This is a genomic window from Roseovarius sp. (genome assembly GCF_040223625.1).
Classification (GTDB): Bacteria; Pseudomonadota; Alphaproteobacteria; order Rhodobacterales; family Rhodobacteraceae; genus Roseovarius.
Window position 1 is genome coordinate 210926 of record NZ_JAVKFX010000033.1, and the last position, 18287, is coordinate 229212.

The 18287-nt window shown below is 66.4% G+C and carries 17 protein-coding genes; 7 read left to right on the plus strand and 10 right to left on the minus strand.

Annotated elements, in window-relative coordinates; translation table 11 throughout:
* Positions 1-15 precede the first annotated feature (15 nt).
* From RLN94_RS10325 to RLN94_RS10355, 7 genes are all read right to left on the minus strand, one after another.
* Entirely contained in the window at positions 16-1032 is a 1017-nt protein-coding gene (locus tag RLN94_RS10325; RefSeq protein ID WP_350168918.1) for a TRAP transporter substrate-binding protein, read from the minus strand.
* A 62-nt stretch (positions 1033-1094) separates the two neighbouring features.
* Positions 1095-2402 carry an NtaA/DmoA family FMN-dependent monooxygenase gene (locus tag RLN94_RS10330; protein ID WP_350132989.1) on the minus strand — a complete coding sequence of 436 codons (1308 nt, stop codon included), beginning with the start codon at positions 2400-2402 and terminating at the stop codon, positions 1095-1097.
* Between the two features lie 289 nt (positions 2403-2691).
* Positions 2692-4317: a hypothetical protein gene (locus RLN94_RS10335; protein ID WP_350132991.1), complete on the minus strand. Its 1626-nt coding sequence runs from the start codon at positions 4315-4317 to the stop codon at positions 2692-2694.
* Between the two features lie 22 nt (positions 4318-4339).
* Positions 4340-5236, minus strand: a complete 897-nt coding sequence (locus RLN94_RS10340) for an isocitrate lyase/PEP mutase family protein (RefSeq protein ID WP_350132993.1) — start codon at positions 5234-5236, stop codon at positions 4340-4342.
* Positions 5237-5239: 3 nt separating this feature from the next.
* Positions 5240-5755 (minus strand): 3-isopropylmalate dehydratase small subunit, encoded by a 516-nt coding sequence (locus RLN94_RS10345; protein ID WP_350132995.1) that lies wholly within the window; start codon positions 5753-5755, stop codon positions 5240-5242.
* The gene (locus RLN94_RS10350) at positions 5752-7035 is read right to left on the minus strand and encodes a 3-isopropylmalate dehydratase large subunit (protein ID WP_350132997.1); all 1284 of its coding nucleotides are present in this window, start codon (positions 7033-7035) and stop codon (positions 5752-5754) included. The genes RLN94_RS10345 and RLN94_RS10350 overlap by 4 nt, the downstream gene beginning before the upstream one ends.
* A 92-nt stretch (positions 7036-7127) precedes the next feature.
* Positions 7128-7922: an IclR family transcriptional regulator gene (locus RLN94_RS10355; RefSeq protein ID WP_350132999.1), complete on the minus strand. Its 795-nt coding sequence runs from the start codon at positions 7920-7922 to the stop codon at positions 7128-7130.
* Between the two features lie 111 nt (positions 7923-8033).
* On the opposite strand from RLN94_RS10355, the gene dctP reads away from it, so the two are divergent.
* The 3 genes from dctP to RLN94_RS10370 all read left to right on the plus strand — a co-directional run bounded on the left by dctP (position 8034) and on the right by RLN94_RS10370 (position 11103).
* A complete protein-coding gene (gene dctP, locus RLN94_RS10360; RefSeq protein ID WP_350133002.1) occupies positions 8034-9110 on the plus strand; it encodes a TRAP transporter substrate-binding protein DctP in 1077 nt (358 codons plus the stop codon).
* A gap of 103 nt (positions 9111-9213) precedes the next feature.
* A complete protein-coding gene (locus tag RLN94_RS10365; RefSeq protein ID WP_350133004.1) occupies positions 9214-9756 on the plus strand; it encodes a TRAP transporter small permease in 543 nt (180 codons plus the stop codon).
* Positions 9757-9759: 3 nt separating this feature from the next.
* Positions 9760-11103 carry a TRAP transporter large permease gene (locus tag RLN94_RS10370; RefSeq protein ID WP_350158759.1) on the plus strand — a complete coding sequence of 448 codons (1344 nt, stop codon included), beginning with the start codon at positions 9760-9762 and terminating at the stop codon, positions 11101-11103.
* 24 nt (positions 11104-11127) lie between these two features.
* Here the strand turns inward: RLN94_RS10370 and RLN94_RS10375 are convergent, their stop codons facing one another.
* Positions 11128-12402, minus strand: coding sequence for a flavin-containing monooxygenase (locus RLN94_RS10375; protein WP_350133008.1), 1275 nt, complete (start codon positions 12400-12402; stop codon positions 11128-11130).
* Between the two features lie 227 nt (positions 12403-12629).
* Between RLN94_RS10375 and RLN94_RS10380 the strand changes: the two genes are divergently transcribed.
* The 4 genes from RLN94_RS10380 (at position 12630) to argE (ending at position 15903) form a co-directional block, all read left to right on the plus strand.
* Positions 12630-13055, plus strand: a complete 426-nt coding sequence (locus RLN94_RS10380) for a RidA family protein (protein WP_350133010.1) — start codon at positions 12630-12632, stop codon at positions 13053-13055.
* Positions 13052-13726 carry a DUF1028 domain-containing protein gene (locus RLN94_RS10385; protein ID WP_350133012.1) on the plus strand — a complete coding sequence of 225 codons (675 nt, stop codon included), beginning with the start codon at positions 13052-13054 and terminating at the stop codon, positions 13724-13726. The genes RLN94_RS10380 and RLN94_RS10385 overlap by 4 nt, the downstream gene beginning before the upstream one ends.
* 97 nt (positions 13727-13823) lie before the next feature.
* Entirely contained in the window at positions 13824-14747 is a 924-nt protein-coding gene (locus RLN94_RS10390; RefSeq protein ID WP_350133014.1) for a LysR family transcriptional regulator, read from the plus strand.
* A 10-nt stretch (positions 14748-14757) separates the two neighbouring features.
* Positions 14758-15903 (plus strand): acetylornithine deacetylase, encoded by a 1146-nt coding sequence (argE, locus tag RLN94_RS10395; RefSeq protein WP_350133016.1) that lies wholly within the window; start codon positions 14758-14760, stop codon positions 15901-15903.
* 37 nt (positions 15904-15940) lie between these two features.
* Here argE and RLN94_RS10400 read toward each other — a convergent pair whose 3' ends face one another.
* Together RLN94_RS10400 and ahcY are read right to left on the minus strand one after the other, a co-directional pair.
* Positions 15941-16933: an adenosine kinase gene (locus RLN94_RS10400; protein WP_350133018.1), complete on the minus strand. Its 993-nt coding sequence runs from the start codon at positions 16931-16933 to the stop codon at positions 15941-15943.
* 12 nt (positions 16934-16945) lie between these two features.
* The coding region (gene ahcY / locus RLN94_RS10405) for an adenosylhomocysteinase (protein WP_350168923.1) at positions 16946-18287 on the minus strand (1342 nt) is incomplete at its 5' end.

An 18287-nucleotide genomic window follows, 5' to 3' on the forward strand; every position in this document is an offset into this window, starting at 1 on the left:
CCGTCCGTTCCCTGCTCAGTTCAGCTCGATGCCGAAATCCGACAGGATTTCCTCGGCCTGCGGTCCGGCCTGCTCGGCCCAGGCCGGGAAAACCTCCTCGACCGCCATGCGGTGGAACTCGCCATAAAGCTCCGGCGACGGGTTGGTGATTGTCAGCCCCTCCTCCTTCAGCTCGGCGATCTTCTCTTCATACGCCTTGGGCATCAGCTCGCGGATTTCTGCCTCGACATTGGCCATCTCCTCGACCAGCACGGCGCGCACCTCTTCGGGCAGCTCGTTCAGCTTCGACTCGGCGGCCACCATGTCGAAGGACAGCAGTGTCAGGTTCGTGGTGAAGCCCGATTCCAGCACCTCGTTCCACTTGAAGCTGACCACGGCACCGGCGCCGGTGATCACCCCGTCGATCACCCCGCGCTGCAGCCCGGTATAGGCCTCGGCGGCGGCGATGTTGACCGGCGAGGCGCCGGCGGAGGTCAGGAAATCGGCCTGCACCGGCGAGAACGCCCGCACCTTCTTGCCCTTCATCCCCTCGATATCCGTCACCTCGTCGGTGAACCAGATGTTGATCGGGTCGTAGAACTGCGTCGACAGGCTGACGGCGCCGTGCTCGTCGATGATGCCTTGCTTGTACTCGCTGATCGTGGGCGTGCTCCACGCCTCCAGCGTCGCCGCCTGGAAGCCGGCGGCATCCTTGAGCTCGGCCGTCACGAAGGGCAGCTCGGGCCCGGCCAGAAGCGGATAGGTCGAGGCGTAATAGGCCGGGATCCACTCGGTCATCTCGACAAGCCCGTCGCGGACGAGGGTCAGGGCATCCGTCGCCTTGTAGGGCGTTTCGCCGTAGGACACGTACTCGATACGCAGCGCGCCATCGGTGCGTTCCTCGACCCGTTCGAAGCCTTCGATCATGATCTTGGCATAGTCGTGCGCGGCGTTGATCACGCCCACGTAGCGCCAGTTGTGATCCGCGGCATAGGCTCCGGACACCTGCACGAGCAGAGCGGCCCCGGCGGCCATGATCTGGTGAGTTCTCATGTCTTCCTCCCGTTGTTGCGCCGTTTGATATCAGGATTGTCCGGGCGGCGCGCCCGGTGCGTTCAAAGTTTCAGACTGTCGCGCAGCGTGTCCCCCGGATACGCGCGGCGCACGAGGCCGCGATCCTGCAGGATCGGCACGACGTGGTCGACGAACTCCTCGACCATACCCGGCTTGGTGGGCGCGCTGAGGTTGAAGCCCAGTGCCCCACTTTCGCGCCAGTAGCGTTCGATCTCGTCCGCCACCTGTTCGGGCGAGCCCACGACCTGCGGCAGACCGACCGACAGGCCCATCTGGATCGCGGCCTCGCGCACGGTGATCTTCTTGCCGGTGTCGCTGCCGATCTGGCTCAGCGCCTGCGCCATGCCCTGCGAGGCCTGTGTCGGCACCTCCTCGAGCGGCTGATCGGGGTCGAGCGTGCTGCAATCTATGCCCAGCGGCGCCGACAGCCGGCTCAGCCCGGCATCGAGCGGCACCCGCTCGCGCAGCGCCTCGAGCCGGGCCTGCGCCTCCTCCTCGGTGCTGCCAAGGACGTATTGCAGCCCGAACAGGATGCCGATCGGGTCGCGCCCGGCCTGTGCCGCGGCGTCGTCGAACCGCTCGCGGAACTTGGTCATCGCCTTGAGATGCGGCTGGATGGCAAAGATCGCCTCGGCATGTTTCACCGCGAACTCCATGCCGCGCCCCGAGGAGCCCGCCTGGAAGATCACCGGCCGCCCCTGCGGCGACGGCAATGTCGGCGAAACCGCGTCGCAGCGGAAATATTTCCCCTCATGCCGAACCTGCGCGACCTTGTCGGGATCGGCGAGGATACCCGCCGCCTTGTCCATCGGCAGCGCCCCCTCCCCGAAGCTGTCCCACAGCTTGTAGCAGACCTCCATGAACTCGTCGGCCGCGTCATAGCGCTCGGCATGGGGCACGAGCTGCTGGCCCACGGCCTTGTGCTCGGCCTGCATGTGCCCGGTGACCACGTTCCAGCCGATGCGCCCGCCGCTGAGGTAATCGAGCGTCGAGAGCCGGCGATAGGCCAGGTAAGGCGAATTGCCGGTGATCGACAGGGTCACGCCGACGCCCAGGTGCTTCGTGGCGGCGGTCATCACGGCGGCCAGCGGCATCGGGTCATGCGTGGGCCAGACGACCCCGTATTTCAGCGGCGTCTCCGGCCCGCCCTTGTACTGGTCCGAGGCGGCCGGCGTATCGGCAAAGAAGGCGGCATCGAAACAGCCGCGCTCCAGCGTGCGGGCCATGTCCTGCCAGTAGGCGAAGCTGCCCAGCCCGGCAAGCTGCCCGTCCTCCTCGCTGGCCCAGCTCAGCGCCGTGTGCGTGATGGGCGAGTGGAAGAACATGTGAACGAGATGGATCTCAGACATGGCCGTGCGCCTTCCGGTCATTCCGCTCGGGGCGTCCTGCGGGCGCATGAATTCGGTCTGCCAGCCGGTCGGGCAATGGTCCTCTCCTCCCAATTCGTGGTCGCCCCCTGCGCGGGTCACGACGATTCGATAGGTAGGCTACAACTGGTATTCCAGCTTGTATACTAGTTTTTTGTTTATCTCGTCCCCGGCAACGCGAAACGCGGCCAACATCCTGACCGCAAAAGGAAAAAGCCCCGCCAATCTCGGCGGGGCTTTTTCCATTTCCCTTACGTTCTGACGTCAGGCTTCAGCCATGCCCGCCACAGCAATTGCCCGGCAACCCGCCGCCGGTGACGCCCGAGTGGTTGCAGCAACCGCCCTTCCACCACTCCGCGCCCGCGCCGTGGCAATACTTGTCGTCCGCCCCGGTCATCTTCATGAACAGCGGGTGGTAGTTGCGGCAGACCTCCAGCTCGGTCTTGACCCAGTGCAGCGGATCGCGGCCATAGTGATCCCAGTAGTCGCCTTCCATGTTCAGCCCCGGCACCGCCGGGTTCCAGCTTTCGTCCAGCCACAGGTCGACATCGCCGTACTTGGCGCAGAGCTTGCGGATCTCCGGATCGTCCAGCGCGCCCAGGCGGCCGTTCTCGATCAGCGTCTCGTTGTCGCCTTCCCGCTCCATCGTGTAGGTCGGGAAATAGAGGTGCAGATGCCAGTGCCCCACCGGGTGCCCGGCCCGCGCCGCGCGCCGTTCCGCCATCGACGAGATGATCGTGCCGAAGCCCATGTGGATGACGCCCGAGCGCACCCGCTCATACAGGCAGTTGACGAAGCCCGACGGGAAATCCTTGCGCGGGCGATGCACGTGGGGGTTCGTGCCGATCGAGGCTTCCCACCAGTAGAGCAGGCCCTTGCCCGGAAACTCGGGGTATTCGAGGTGGTCGGTCTGCTCCTTAAGCTCGCGCAGCCGGTCGCCGAATTCGCCGCCCTCGTTGATCTGGGTGATCTTCGAGTTCTCGACGATCAGCTGGGTCCAGTCGCAGGGCGCGATGTGGTTGGTGGTGCCGGCGATGACGCCGTTGCCATCCTCCTTGCCGGGCAGGAACATCCACGGCCGTCCGGTGACGTGGCCGGGCAGGTATTGCTTGCCGAAATGCTCGTTCGTGGTCCATGTCCGGGCGGTCAGCTCGGGGTCGTAGAACTCGCGCTTGCTGTCCCAGTAGCCGGCGTGGTTGGTGAACTCGATATCCGTGCCTTCGGGGTCGACGATGCGGGCCCGCTTGCAGGTGCGCACGCGGTCCCATGTCCAGCGGTCGATGGCGTTCAGCACCTCGATCGGCATGGTATGCGCTGGGGAGGCCAGGATTTCCGGCGTGATGAACGGCATCCGCTGGATCTTGATGTGACGCTCGGCCAGGACCGGGCCGCCATAGCCCATCAGGATCTTGTCATAGGCCTGTTCCTTCTCGGCCTCTTCCCACCAGTCCATCCATTCCGCCAGCTCGCGGGTGCGGAACAGGTAGTAATCCACCTCGTCGGTGCCGATCCACTGGGGCACCGGGCCGCGGTCGATCTTCTTGATCTCGTACTTCACCCCGTATTTCTCGAGGATCTTCTGGCAGGCCCGGATCACCAGGTCGGAATGCCAGTTGTCGACCCGCAGCAGCACCCGCTCGCCCGGCTTCAGATCCCAGCAGGCGTTGAGGCCGTGGTTGTAGGGGCGCTGCGCGACGTGTTCGAGATAGGGCAGCAACTGGTCGGGGTCCGTCACCTCGACAAAGGGCGGACAGCGCGGCGGCCGCGTCTCGATCAGCGGCGGGCGGTCGAAGCTGGGCACGGCCCTGGGGCGCGCGGCGATCCGCTCGCGGCCCGGCGTGGCGCCGAGCGCATGGGGCGGGCGTTCGGCGGCGATACGGGTGAAATCTTCTGCCATCTTTTTCTTGTCTTTCCTTGAGTCACTCGGCCGCGTTCGCCGCGCGGATGTCGGCGAGGAGGTACTTTTCCTGTTGGTTCTCGACTTCCTCGAACCCGATGAAATCCTTGAAGTCGCCCATGCTCATGACCGGATGCGGCAGGTCGCCGGTGTTCAGGTCGGCCATCAGCCGGGCGTAATTGTCCTGCATCGCCTGCGCGGCGGACATCAGCCCGACCAGCGGATAGGTCGCCAGCCCCGCCACCTCGCGGATCTGGTCGGCGGTCAGGTCCTTCTCCAGCCAGCCGAGGATCTGCAGCGACAGCGGCACGCCCGCCGCCTCGCGCAATTGCCTGAGGCTGTCGAGATCGGTGAAGGTCTTGCTGATCGGCTGGACGAGGTCGGCGCCCGCCTCGACATAAAGCTTTGCCCGGTCGATGGCGCCCGAGACGGTGGGCGCGTCGGTGCGGGCGATGATCAGCGTGTCGGGGTTCCTGCGCGCCGACACGGCGGCGCGGATCTTGCCCGCCTGCTCATGCGCCGGCAGGATTTCCACCTGATTGGCCACGGCGGGGCAGCGCTTGGGGGCGAGCTGATCCTCGAAGATCATCGCGGCCACGCCCGCGTGCTCGAACTCGCGCACGGTGCGCATCACGTTGATGGCGTTGCCATAGCCCGTATCGGCATCGGCAATGACCGGGATTTTGACGGCATTGGCCACGTTGCGGATCACGCCGAGGTTCTCGGTCATGGTGTAAAGCTCGACATCCGGGAAGCCGAAATTGGTGGCCGAGAGCGCGAAGCCCGAGGTCATCACCGCCGGCGCCCCGGCCTTCTCGGCCAGCATGGCCGACATGGCGTCGAAACAGCCGGCCACGAACTGGGTCTCGCCCGCGCGGGCCTTCGCCGCGAAATCGCGTTTCACGTCATCTTCGATCATGGGTCAGGCCTCCTCGCCTTCACGGGCATGCAGGTATCCGACGATGCCGCCGGCCTCGAGCATGTCGCGGTCGCTTTCACTGAGTGGTTCGATGGGCAGTTCGGTTCCGGCGGTCAGGTTGCGCAGCACGCCCGCGGCCCAGTCGACCTCGATCTCGTCCCAGCGGCTGACCACGCCGATGATGCCGGGGCAGACCACCTGCGGAAAGCCCATCGCGATCTCGCCGCGCCAGTAGCCGGGCGAGAAGCTTTCGCCGATCACGCCGCCGATCCCCAGCTTCCGCATCCCGATCATCGGCGGGTAATGCGGGTGGCCGTAGCCGAAATTGTGATTGCCGACGAGCAGGTCGCCGGGCTTCACCTTCTCGGCGAAATCCGGTTCCTCGGCGGCCATGCACAGCTTGGCCAGCTCGTCGGGGTCCTTGATCTTGATGTTCTTCACGCCGACGATCTGGTCGACGTCGAAATCCTCGTCCTCGAAAATCCAGGCCACGCGACCCCGGAGGTTGGCCAGCGTCATGACGGCACCTTTTCCTTGGCCGCGGCCAGGTAGGGGCGCGGATCGGCGATCTGGCCCTCGATGGCCGAGGCGGCGACGGCCGCCGCGTTGACGATATAGATATCGCTGTCGGGCGAGCCCATGCGCCCCCGCACGTTGAGCGTGCCGGTCGAGACGGCCTTCTGCCCCTCGCGCATTGCGCCCATCCGGCCGAAGCAATAGTCGCAGGAGGACGAGCTGATGAAGGCGCCCGCGTTGATCAGCCGGTTGAGGATGCCCTGCCGCGCCGCCTCCTCCATGATCTCCTGGCTGGTGGGGATCACGTAAAGCTGGAAGCCGTCCTTGATCCGGCGGCCTTCCAGCACATCGGCGGCCAGGGCAAGGTCCTCGACCCTGCCGGAGGCGCAGGAGCCCAGATACCCCACCTGCACCTCGGTGCCCGCCACCTCGCTCAGGTCGCGGGTGTTGGCGGGGCTGGGCGGGATCACGGCGACGGGTTCGAGGTTGGTGATGTCGATCTCATGCCGCGCGTGATAGGTCGCGTCGGGGTCCGAGAAGAGCGGCTCGATATCCAGCTTCTGGCGCTCGCGCATATAGGCCAGCGCCTTCTCGTCGGGGTTGTTGATCGCGGTGATGGCGCCGGTGAACATCGCCAGGCAGTTGATCGTCTGCCGCGCCTCCAGCGACATGGCCTCGATCGCCGGGCCGCCGATCTCCATCACCATGCCGCGGCAGGCCCGCGGGCCCAGTTCGCGCACGATATGGTGGAACACGTCGCGCGACGTGACGCCCATCTGCAATTCGCCGGTGATGTCGATCCGCACCGTCTCGGGCACCTGGAACTTGATCCGCTCCTTCACGAACGCCTCGAGCAGGTGCCGCCGCACGCCGATGGCCAGCGTGCCGAACGTGCCCAATTGCGAGATATGCCCGTCGAAATGCACCACGAAGGCGCCCGGCGTGGCATAGCCCAGCTCGGCGGCAACCTGGTGGCCGATGCCCTTGCGCTCGTAGACGGGCACGTTGTTCTTCTTGCCCCAGCTTCGCGTGTTCTCGTGCAGGTCCTCTTCCGCCGCGGTGGCGGTGGGCACCATGTGGTCGATGAACAGCGCGTAGCGGTCCGGTTCGGCCACCTTCTCGATGCCGAACTCCTCTTCCATCTGGCGGAAGATCACGTCGGTGTAGCCCGGGAAATCGTAGGCGATGACGAAATCCGGCTTGGCGAGCAATTCATCGCCCGCCCGCGCTTCGGTTTTGCCCGAGACCCGGGCGAGAATCTTTTCGGCTATGGTGAAGCCCATGCTCCGACCTCCCTTCGGATTGGGTTTGCGCGATGGTGAGCCTTCCCGGCGCGCAAGTCAACCAACAACTCTAATTTCATCTGGTGAAACGATCAGACCGCGAGGCCCCGCACCGCGTTGCGCATGTCCGATACCGCCGTCTGCATCTTCTCCAGATGGTCCGCCTGCGCGGCCCCCACGTAGTTCGGCGTCAGCCCGCCCGAGGAAATCGCGCCCAGCAACTGGCCGTTGTCATCCAGAAGCGGCACCGCCATGGCCGAAATCCCCTCGACGATCTCGTCATGTTTGACGATGAAGCCCTTCTCGCGGGCCCGGGCGATCTCGGCGCGCAGGGTCTTTTCCTCGCCCGGTTCCAGCTTCAGCGGCCCGGCCAGGATGCGCTCCTGCTCCTGCTCCGACAGATGCGCCAGCAGCACGCGCGGCCCGGTGCCCCGGTCGAACGAGCGGTTTTCCCCCACCGCCCACCAGCGCACCTCGATCGCCTGCCCGCCATTGTGACAGGCCTGGCAGATCGCCGCGTCGCCATCGACCGTCGACAGGTAGATGGTCGTCTGCGTATCGCGCGCCAGTTGCAGAAGCCGGTCGTTCACGAGGCTCACGAGGGTCACCGATTCGGGCACCGCACGCGCCAGTTCCAGCAGCCCGGCCGACGCGCTGTAGAGCCCGTTCACCGGATCCTGGAACACCAGCCCCTCGTCCCTGAGGGTGACCAGAATGCGCCGGGTGGTCCCGGCGTCCAGCCCCGTCTCGCGCACGATTTCATTGAGCGCCCGGTGCGGGTGCGCGGACGAAAAGGCCCGAAGAATCGCCACCGCGCGGGAGATCGACCGGACCCGCGGAAGGGTGGCGCCCTGCTGACCTCGCAACTTTACCGCGTCATTTGCCATTTTATCTCCCTTTCATCTGGTGAAATATAAATTGACTGTTGACACAACGCAATCCTCTCGTGCGATATTCGGCTCGACTGGCCGTCATCGGCCTGAACAGGGAGGAATACCATGAAACACTTGATCAGGGGCCTTGTCGCCCCCGCACTCGTATCGGCCGGGCTCGTCACCGCGGCCCTGACCACCGCCGCCGAGGCGCAGACGCGCGAACTGCGCTTTGCCGAGTTCGGCCCGAATGCCGGCGCCCGGGCGGGCGGCCTCGTCTGGCTCGACGAGGAGCTGCGCAAGCGCACCGACGGCGAGCTTGGCCTCGACATCATCTGGGGCGGCGCCCTTGTCGGCGCGTCCGGCGCGGCGCAGGCCATCTCGGACGGCGTGGCCGACATGGGCTCGATCGTTCCGGTCTATGCGCCCGGCGAACTGGTGGTCTACGAGGTTGTGGATACCGGCGAGATCGCCGACGAATACGCCGGGATGATGGCGGCCTATGAACTGATGACGACGCATCCCGACGCCTTGAAAGAGGCCGAGGATTTCAACGTCAAGTATTTCGGCAACTACACCACCGGCCCGACCCAGCTTCTGACCCGTGACAAGGCCGTGCGCAGCCTCGAGGATCTCGAGGGCATGACGATCCGCACCACCGGCGCCCACGTGCCGGCGCTGGAAGCCTATGGCGCGGCCACCGTGTCGATGTCGCAGCCCAAGGTCTACGAGGCGCTGTCGAACGGCTCGGTCGACGGCTCGACCACCTATTACTACGTGGTCAACGGCTACAAGCAGTACGAGGTCGCCGATTACATGACCGAAACCGCGCTCGGCCAGACGCTGGGCTTCGGGATCATCATGAACAAGCAAACCTTCGAAAGCCTGTCGCCCGAGCACCAGGAAATCGTCGAGGAGCTGGGCCGCGACTTCACGCTCGAAATGGCAAAGATCATGGCCAATTCGCGCGTCGAGACCAAGGCCATGCTGGCCGAGGGCATCGACGGCAAGAAGGTCGAGATGATCGACGCGCCGGAAGAAATGCGCCAGGCGCTGATCGAGGAAGCCCTGAAGGACAACGTCAACTGGGTCGAGAAGGCGAACGCCAAGGGCCTGGATGGCGAGACGATCTCGCAGGACTGGCTCTCGCTCGCCGAGAAGTACCAGAAGGAAGTCGAAGAGAACGGCTACCCCTGGGACTGATCCGACGTCTCTAACGGCACATGGCGCCGGGCACTCGATCGAACGGGTGTCCGGCGTTTTTGAAATCCCGTCCTTTTCTGCACAGCTTCAAGGTGTCGCCCCCATGACTTCCGTAGGCACGCATGTCCGCAAGGCGCAGTCGCTGCTCGAAACCCTCGCCATGATCCTCGCGGGGATCGTCCTGCTGACGATGGGGCTGATCATCGTCGCCTCGATCCTCGGCAAGCTCCTGTTTCTCCGGCCCATCCCCGATGACCTGCTGATGGTGGGCCTCCTGAACGTGGCGGTGATCGTCCTGCCGCTGGCCTATGTCGAGCGGATGCGCGGGCATATCACCGTGACCGTCACCACCGACTGGCTCGGCACGCGGATGCTGGGGGCGTTGCGGGTGTTCGGCGCGCTGGCGATGGCGGTATTCTTCGGCGGGATCGGCATCATGGTGGCCGGGCGGATGCCCAACGAGATCGCCAAGGGCGCCTATTACGACGGGGTTCTGCAAATCCCCACATGGCCGATGAAGGCAGTGTTCGGCGCCGCCATCCTGCTCTTCGTCGCCCGCCTTGTCCTGAGCATGATCGACGGCATCCACACCGTCATCACCGGCCGCGACGAGACCGCCCCCGAAACCCCGAACGAAGAGGTCTGACCCATGGATCCGCTTATGGTCGGCCTGATCGCGCTCGGCATTACCATCCTGCTTCTGGCCATCCGCGTGCCCATCGCGGCGGCGCTGGGCATCTCCGCCTCGGTGGGCGTGTTCATCATCTTCTCGTGGCGCCCGGGCGCCGAGTTCATGCCGGAATACGCCTGGCGCCCCACCCTGTCGCTGATCGCCAACGGGCCCTACGACTTCCTCAAAAGCTACAGCCTCGCCACCGTGCCGCTCTTCGTGCTGATGGGGCACCTCGCCTACGAGGCCGGGTTCACCACGGATGTCTACCGCGCCGCACGCCTTTGGCTCGCGAAGCTGCCGGGCGGCGTGGCCATGGCCTCGGTCGTGGGCTGCGGCGGCTTCTCGGCGATCACCGGCTCCTCGGTCGCCTGTGCGGCGGCGATGGGGCGGATCGCGATTCCCGAGATGCTGAAATTCGGCTATTCCAAGCCGCTCGCCACCGGGTCCGTCGCCATCGGCGGCACGCTGGGCTCGCTCATCCCGCCGTCGATCCTGTTCATCCTCTACGGCGTCTTCGCCGAGCAATCCATCGCGCGGCTGTTCATGGCGGCGATCGTGCCGGGCATCCTGTCGCTGCTGGCCTACCTGCTGGTGATCTTCCTGTGGGCCAAGCTCAAGCCCTCCGCCGCGCCCCGCCCCGAGGAGACCATCTCGGCCCGCGACCGCTGGCAGAGCCTGGGCAACTGCTGGTCCATCGTGGCGCTGTTCGTGGTGGTGATCGGCGGCATCTATGCCGGCTTCTTCACCCCGTCCGAGGCCGCCGGCGTCGGGGCCATCTCGGCGCTGGTGCTGGGCCTTCTGCTCGGCCGGCTGGATTTCAAGCGCATCGTCTCGGCCCTGCGGGAAAGCGTGTTCCAGTCGTCGATGATCTTCGCCATCGCCGTGGCGGGCAAGATCTATGTCAGCTTCATCGCGCTGACCGGCCTCTCGGGCGCCATCGGCGACTGGATCGCCGCGTCGGAAGTGTCGATGGTGGCGGTGCTGCTGCTGATCGTGCTGTTCTACCTCGTCCTCGGCATGTTCCTCGACCCGATCGGGATCATCCTGCTGACCCTGCCGCTGACCATCCCGATCGTCAGCGGCTATGACCTGTCGCTGATCTGGTTCGGCGTGCTGGTCATCAAGCTGCTGGAGATCGGGCTGGTGACGCCACCCATCGGGCTGAACGTCTTCGTGATCAAGTCGATCCTGGGCGACAAGGTGCGTCTCGAGTCGATCTTCGCGGGGATCTCGCTGTTCCTGATCGCCGAGGTGGTGGTGCTGGGCCTGATCGCGGGGATACCGGCGATATCGCTCTGGCTGCCCGGCATCCTGATGTGACCATGGCCCCGCCGGCGCCCGAAATCAGGCGCCGGCAAGCTCCTTCTGCGGCATCGGCCGGTACGCGAGATAGCCCTCGCGCGTGGCGATGTGGTCGGCGATGTACTTGGCATCGTGCCACACGCCCCAGATGAACGACGACCCCCGCCGCGACAGCCATGGCAGGCCCACGAAATAGACCCCCTGTTCGGGCGAGACGCCGCGCTGGTGGCGGGGCCTGCCGCTTGCGTCGAAGACGTCGGCCTCGAGCCAGCCGTAATCGACGGAGAAACCCGTCGCCCAGATGATCGAGGTGATCCCGGCCTCGGCCATGTCAAGCTCGCGGATCGGATCGGTCACGCAATCCGGGTCCGGGCCGATCTCGCGCGCCTCTGGCTCCTCCGGCAGGTCGAGCCCGTTGCGGGAGATGAAGGCGTCGGCCTCGTCCAGCACCGACAGGTAGTTGCGGTCGCCATGGGCGATGTTGCCGGCAAGGTCGGCCGCGAAGGTCAGGGTGCCGCCCGCGTAGGCCTCCGTCCGCCCGACCAGCGTCATGCCCTCCGCGGCGAGCCTGCGGAAATCCACCGTCCGGCCCCCGTTGGCGCCGCTCACGGCAATGGTCACGTGCTCGCTGTCCGGCCCCGGCGTGGACAGGTCCCACTTGCCCAGCACGCCCAGCCACCAGGTGAAATCGCGCCCGCGATAGCTGCGCGGCGGCCGGTCATGCGGCCCCACCGACAGGTAGGTCTTGCGCCCGGAGGCAAGCAGTTCCTCGGCGATCTGCGAGCCCGAGGCCCCGGCGCCCACGACCAGCACCGCCCCCTCGGGGAGCTGGTCGGGGTTGCGGTAGCCGGTGGAATGCATCTGCACCACCCCCGCCTCGGCCGGCACGATGTCGGGAATGACGGGCCGCTGGAACGGGCCGGTCGCGGCGACCACGTTCTGCGCCTCGATGACGCCGGCCGAGGTCTCCGCCCGGAACCCGGGCCGCCCCTCGTTGCGCCGGACATGGGTCACCTCGACACCGCAGCGCACCGGCGCGCCGATCATCTTCGCATAGTCCACGAAGTAATCCGCCACCTCCTCCTTGCCGGGAAAGGCGTCCGCCTCCGAGACGGTGTATTCCATGTTGGGGAACCGGTCATGCCAGGCCGGGCCGTTCGCCACCAGCGAATCCCACCGCTCCGAGCGCCAGCGCTCGGCGATCCGGTGCCGTTCCAGCACGATATGGGCAATGCCGTTCTTGGTCAGGTGCTCGCTCATCGCGATCCCGGCCTGTCCGCCGCCGACGACGAGCGTGTTGGTTTTCTCGGGGGTCATCTTCGCCTCCTCTTCCTGTTGTCCGGTTGAAATGCGTCTTGCCCCCGAGAATAGGCAAACGGCCCGCCTGCCAAAACGATGATCTCTCTAACCGTTGCTTGGGCCCAGCCTAAGCCGCCGCCTTAGCCTGCGCCTAAGCGCCGATGAGGCATAGCCTGCTTTCCCAAGGGGCCCGGTTCGTGACAGGATCGCGCCACCGCCCGGACGCACGCAAATCGGAGAGACCCATGGCCCATACCCGCATCCGCAAGTTCAACACGAGGGACACCTACCCCGAACAGCAGCTCGACAACGATCTCTGCCAGGCGGTGGTGACGGAAGGCGGCCGGATCGTCTGGCTGCGCGGGCAATGCCCCCAGAACCTCGACGACGCGAAGAATATCGACAGCCACGACCCGGTCGAACAGACCCACAAGGTCATGCAGAACATCCAGCAGCTGATCGAGGAGGCCGGCGGGCGGATGGAACACCTCGTCAAGGTCGTGGTCTACATCACCGATGTGCGCCACCGCGAGGCCGTCTATCGCACCATGGGCGAATACATCAAAGGCGTGCACCCCGTCTCGACCGGGCTGGTGGTGCAGGCGCTGGCGCGGCCCGAATGGCTGGTGGAGATCGACGGCACCGCCGTCATCCCGCAGGGGGACGCATGACCTTTTCCCTCGTCGCCCGCTGCGCCGAAACGGGTATGTTCGGCGTGGCGATCTCCTCTTCCTCCCCCGCCGTCGCCGCGCGCTGTTCCTACGCCCGGGCGGGCGTGGGCGCCGTCGCCTCGCAGAACGTCACCGACCCCACCCTCGGCCCGCTGGCGCTCGACCTGATGGAAGAAGGCCTCAGCGCGGCCGACGCCATCGCCGAGGTGCAGAAACGTGGCCGGTTCATCGAATACCGTCAGGTTCTGGCCGTCGATACCCAGGGCGGCACCGCCATCCATTCCGGCCCCAACTCGCTGGGCATCTGGACCCAGGCCCAGGGCCGTGACGTGGCCTCGGGCGGCAACCTTCTGGCCAATGACGGCGTGCCCTCGGCCATCGTCGAAGGCTTCGAGACCGCCACCGGCCACCTCGGCGACCGCCTGATCGCCGCCATGCGCGCCGGCCTCGCGGCGGGGGGCGAGGCCGGGCCGGTGCATTCCGCCGGCATGATGCTGGTCGACCGCGTGCCATGGCCCGTCGCCGACCTCCGCTGCGACTGGACCGAGGACTGCCCCGTAGAGGCCATCGCCACCGCGTGGGAGGTCTACAAACCCCAGCTCGACGCCTATATCCAGCGCGCCCTCGACCCGCGCGAGGCGCCCTCCTACGGCGTGCCGGGCGACGACTGAGCCCCGGTCCGTCCCTTCCATGTACGCGCCCCGTCGCTATACTCCCGCCCCAGCGGCCGGGACGCCCCACCCCTCCCCGGCCGGCGGAGGCGCGCACATGCTGGGATACACGCTCAGGCAACTGGAATATTTCGTGGCCGTCGGCGAAACCGGCAGCATCGCCGCCGCCTCGGAAAAGGTGAACGTCTCCTCGCCCTCCATCTCCGCCGCCATCACCCATCTCGAAGGCGTCTTCGGCCTGCCTCTTTTCGTCCGCCAGCACGCGCAGGGCCTGTCGCTGACCTCGGGCGGGCGGCGGATGCTGGAGCAGGCCCGCACCGTCCTGCGCGAGGCCGACGCGCTGATGGACCTTTCCGGCGACATCTCCGGCCTCATACGCGGGCCGCTGGCCGTGGGGTGCCTGCTGACCTTCGCGCAGGTCGTCCTGCCCCCCGTCCGCCGCAGCTTTCAGGATGCCTTCCCCGAGGTCCGCGTCGAACAGCACGAGCTGAACCAGGCCGATATCTTCAGCTTCCTCCGCCGGGCCGAGATCGACGTGGCTCTTACCTACGATCTCGACCTGCCCGCCGATCTTTCCTTCGAGCCGCTGATAGAACTGCCCCCCTACGCCATCGTCAGCGAAGATCACGTCCTGGCCGACCGCAAGACCGTCGCGGTCGAAGACCTGCTGGGCCTGCCCATGGTCCTGCTCGACCTGCCGTTCAGCGCGGAATACTTCCTGTCCTTCTTCGCCCGGATCGGCGCCAAGCCGGTGATCGCCGAGCGCACCCGAGACATGGCGGTGATGCGCGGGCTGGTGGCGAACGGCTTCGGCTATTCGCTGGCCAATGTCCGGTTGCTGAGCGATGTCTCGCCCGACGGCAAGCCGCTGAAATTCATCCCCCTCGAGGGCGACGCCCGCCCGATGCGGCTGGGCCTGCTGATGGCCGAGGGCGCCGGCAGCGCCAGCGTGGTGCGCGCCTTCGTCGAGCATTGCAAGGCGCGGGTCACCCCCGACCACCTGCCGGGTGTGAAGATATGAGCGTCGCGAGATGACACGCACGACGGACCATCTCGAAAAGCTGGTGGGCTTCGACACGGTCAGCCATCGCAGCAACCTGGCGATCGTCGACTACATCGAAGGCGTCCTGCAAACCCTCGGCCTCCACACCACCCGCCTGCCCGATGCCAGCGGGCAGAAAGCCGGGCTCTACGCCGAAACCGGGCCGGGCGACGGCGGCATCCTGCTCTCAGGCCACACCGACGTGGTGCCCGTCGATGGGCAGGACTGGACCCACGACCCATTCCGCCTCACGCCCGAGGGCGACCGCCTCTACGGCCGCGGCACCACCGACATGAAGGGCTACCTCGCCTGCATGCTCACCGCCGCGGAACGGGCCGCCGGGCAGAACCTCCGCGAACCGCTGAAGCTCGTCTTCTCCTTTGACGAGGAAATCGGCTGCGTCGGCATTCAGCAGATGGCCGACGCCCTCGCCCCCCTCCTCGGCCAGCCCCGCGCCTGCCTCGTGGGCGAGCCCACGCAGATGCAGATCGCCACCGGCCACAAGGGCAAGGCCGCGTGGCGCGCCACCTGCCACGGACAGGCCGGCCATTCCGCGCTGGCGCCGGGTTTCGTCAACGCGCTGCACCTCGCGGGCGATTTCATGGCGGAGCTGCGCGACCTGCAGGCATGGCTCGAACGGACCGGCGCCCGCGATCCGGGCTATGACATCCCCTACAGCACGGTTCATGTGGGCCAGCTTTCAGGCGGGCTCGCCGTCAACATGGTGCCGGACCGGGCCGAGATGCGCTTCGAACTGCGCCACCTCGCCGCTGACCCGGCCGACGAAATGTCTCAACGGATCACCGAGGCGGCAGAGCGCGTCGCCGACCGCTACAAGGGCACCTTCCCCGACGCCCGCATCGAGCTCGACCAGACCACCGCCTATCCCGGCCTCGACGTGGCCGAAGATGCCGCAGTCACCCAACTCGCCCGCAGTTTTGCACAAACTGAGCTCACCAAGGTCGCCTTCGGCACCGAGGCCGGCGTGTTCGACCGGCTGGGCATCCCCACCGTCGTCTGCGGGCCGGGCGACATGGCCGGCCAGGGCCACAAGGCCGACGAATACATCACCACCGCACAGCTTGACGCCTGCGACCGGATGATGGCCCGGATTGTGGGGGAAATTTCCAACTAGGGTCAGGCCCCGCACCACCGGCGGGGCCTGCCAATCCTTATGCGGCAGGCAGCGAGATCGCCTGCGCCGCCGCCCCGTTGCGGGCGCCGTAATGGGTCAGCACGCGCGCGGCCATCTCGGCGCCCCGCTTGCCGGCCTCTTCGACCGTCTCGCCCCGCGCCAGCGCGCCGAGGAAGCCGCTGGCATAGGCATCGCCCGCGCCGGTCGTGTCCACGACCTTGGCCACGGGGGCGGCCGGAATGCGGTAGACGCCGCTGGCATCCGCCACCATCGAGCCCTCGTCATGCAGGGTGACCGCCGCCACCGGCACGTTGCCGATGGCCCAGCCCATCGCGCTGTCGGGGTCTTCCGTGCCCGCCAACTGGCCGACCTCGGCCAGGTTGCCGACAAGGATATCCACGTGACGGGTGATGAAATTCCACATCACGTCCCGGTTGCGCTCGACACAGCCGGCATCCGACGGGGTCAGCGCGATGCGCGCCCCCGCCGCCTTGGCCTTCTGCGCCGCATCCTCGATCACCGCGGCGCCCTGCGGGGCATCCCACAGGTAGCCCTCGATGAACAGGATATCGAGGCCGTCGGGCATCGCCTCGGCCAGGTCCGAGGGCGCCATCGTCACGGCGGCGCCCAGGTAGGTGCTCATCGTCCGCTCGCCATCCGGCGTCACCAGCACGACACAGCGGCCCGTGCCCGTTTCGCCATCCGGCGACGGCGCCACCGGGGCGGCGATGCTCAACCCCGACATCTCCTCGCGGAAGGTCTGGCCAAGGTCGTCATCCGCGACCTTGCCCAGGTAGGTGCCGGTGACCCCGGTTTCCGACAGGTGGGCGATGGAATTGGCCACCGACCCGCCCGATTGCCTCACGCCGGGGCCGACCTCGTCGAACAGCGCCTGCGCGGCGCCCGCATCGACAAGGTGCATGCCCCCCGGCGTCAGGCCGTGGCGGTCGATCACGGCGGTCTCCACCGCCGCGACCACGTCGACAATCGCATTGCCGAGGCCCACGATATGGGGCGTCTTGTTGCTCATGTCAGCCATCCCTCAATACCTGTAGTGTTCCGGCTTGTAGGGGCCGTCCTTCGGCACGCCGATATAGTCGGCCTGGTCTTCCCGAAGCTCGCTCAGCCTGACGCCGATCCGCTCGAGGTGCAGTCGCGCGACCTTCTCGTCGAGATGCTTGGGCAGGATGTAGACCTGGTTGTCATACTGCTCGCCCTTGGTCCAAAGCTCGATCTGCGCCAGCACCTGGTTGGTGAAGCTCGCCGACATCACGAAGCTGGGGTGACCGGTGGCATTGCCGAGGTTCAGCAGACGCCCTTCCGACAGCAGAATGATCCGGGCTCCGCTCGGCATCTCGATCATGTCCACCTGGTCCTTGATGTTGGTCCACTTGTGGTTCTTGAGCGAGGCCACCTGGATCTCGTTGTCGAAATGGCCGATGTTGCCCACGATCGCCATGTCCTTCATCTCGCGCATGTGCTCGATGCGGATCACGTCCTTGTTGCCGGTCGTGGTGATGAAGATGTCGGCCGATTTCACCACGTCTTCCAGCGTCACCACCTCGTAGCCATCCATCGCCGCCTGCAGCGCACAGATGGGATCGACCTCCGTCACCTTCACGCGGGCGCCTGCACCCGACAGCGACGCCGCAGAGCCCTTGCCCACGTCACCATAGCCACAGACCACCGCGACCTTGCCGGCCATCATCGTGTCCGTCGCCCGGCGGATGCCGTCGACAAGGCTTTCCTTGCAGCCATACTTGTTGTCGAATTTCGACTTCGTGACAGAGTCGTTCACGTTGATCGCCGGGAAGGGCAGGTGGCCCTTCTCCATCATCTTGTAGAGACGATGCACCACGGTCGTCGTTTCCTCGGAAACGCCCTTGATCATGTGGCGCTGCTTGGTGAACCAGCCGGGGCTCGCCGCCATCCGCTTCTTGATCTGCGCGAAGAGGTATTCCTCTTCCTCGCTCTCGGGGCTCTCGATCAGGTTGGTCTCGCCCTCTTCGACGCGGGCGCCGATGAGAACGTAGAGCGTCGCATCACCCCCATCGTCGAGGATCATGTTCGCGCCACCTTCCTCGAACTGGAAGATCTGGTCGCAATATTCCCAATACTCCTCGAGCGTCTCGCCCTTCACGGCAAAGACCGGCGTCCCGCCTTCCGCGATGACGGCGGCCGCGTGGTCCTGGGTCGAGAAGATGTTGCAGCTCGCCCAGCGCACGTCGGCGCCCAGCGCCACAAGCGTCTCGATCAGGCAGGCGGTCTGGATCGTCATGTGCAGCGACCCGGCGATCCGCGCCCCTTTGAGCGGCTTGGCCTCGCCGTATTCCTCGCGCAGGGCCATCAGCCCCGGCATCTCCGTCTCGGCGATGTCCAGCTCC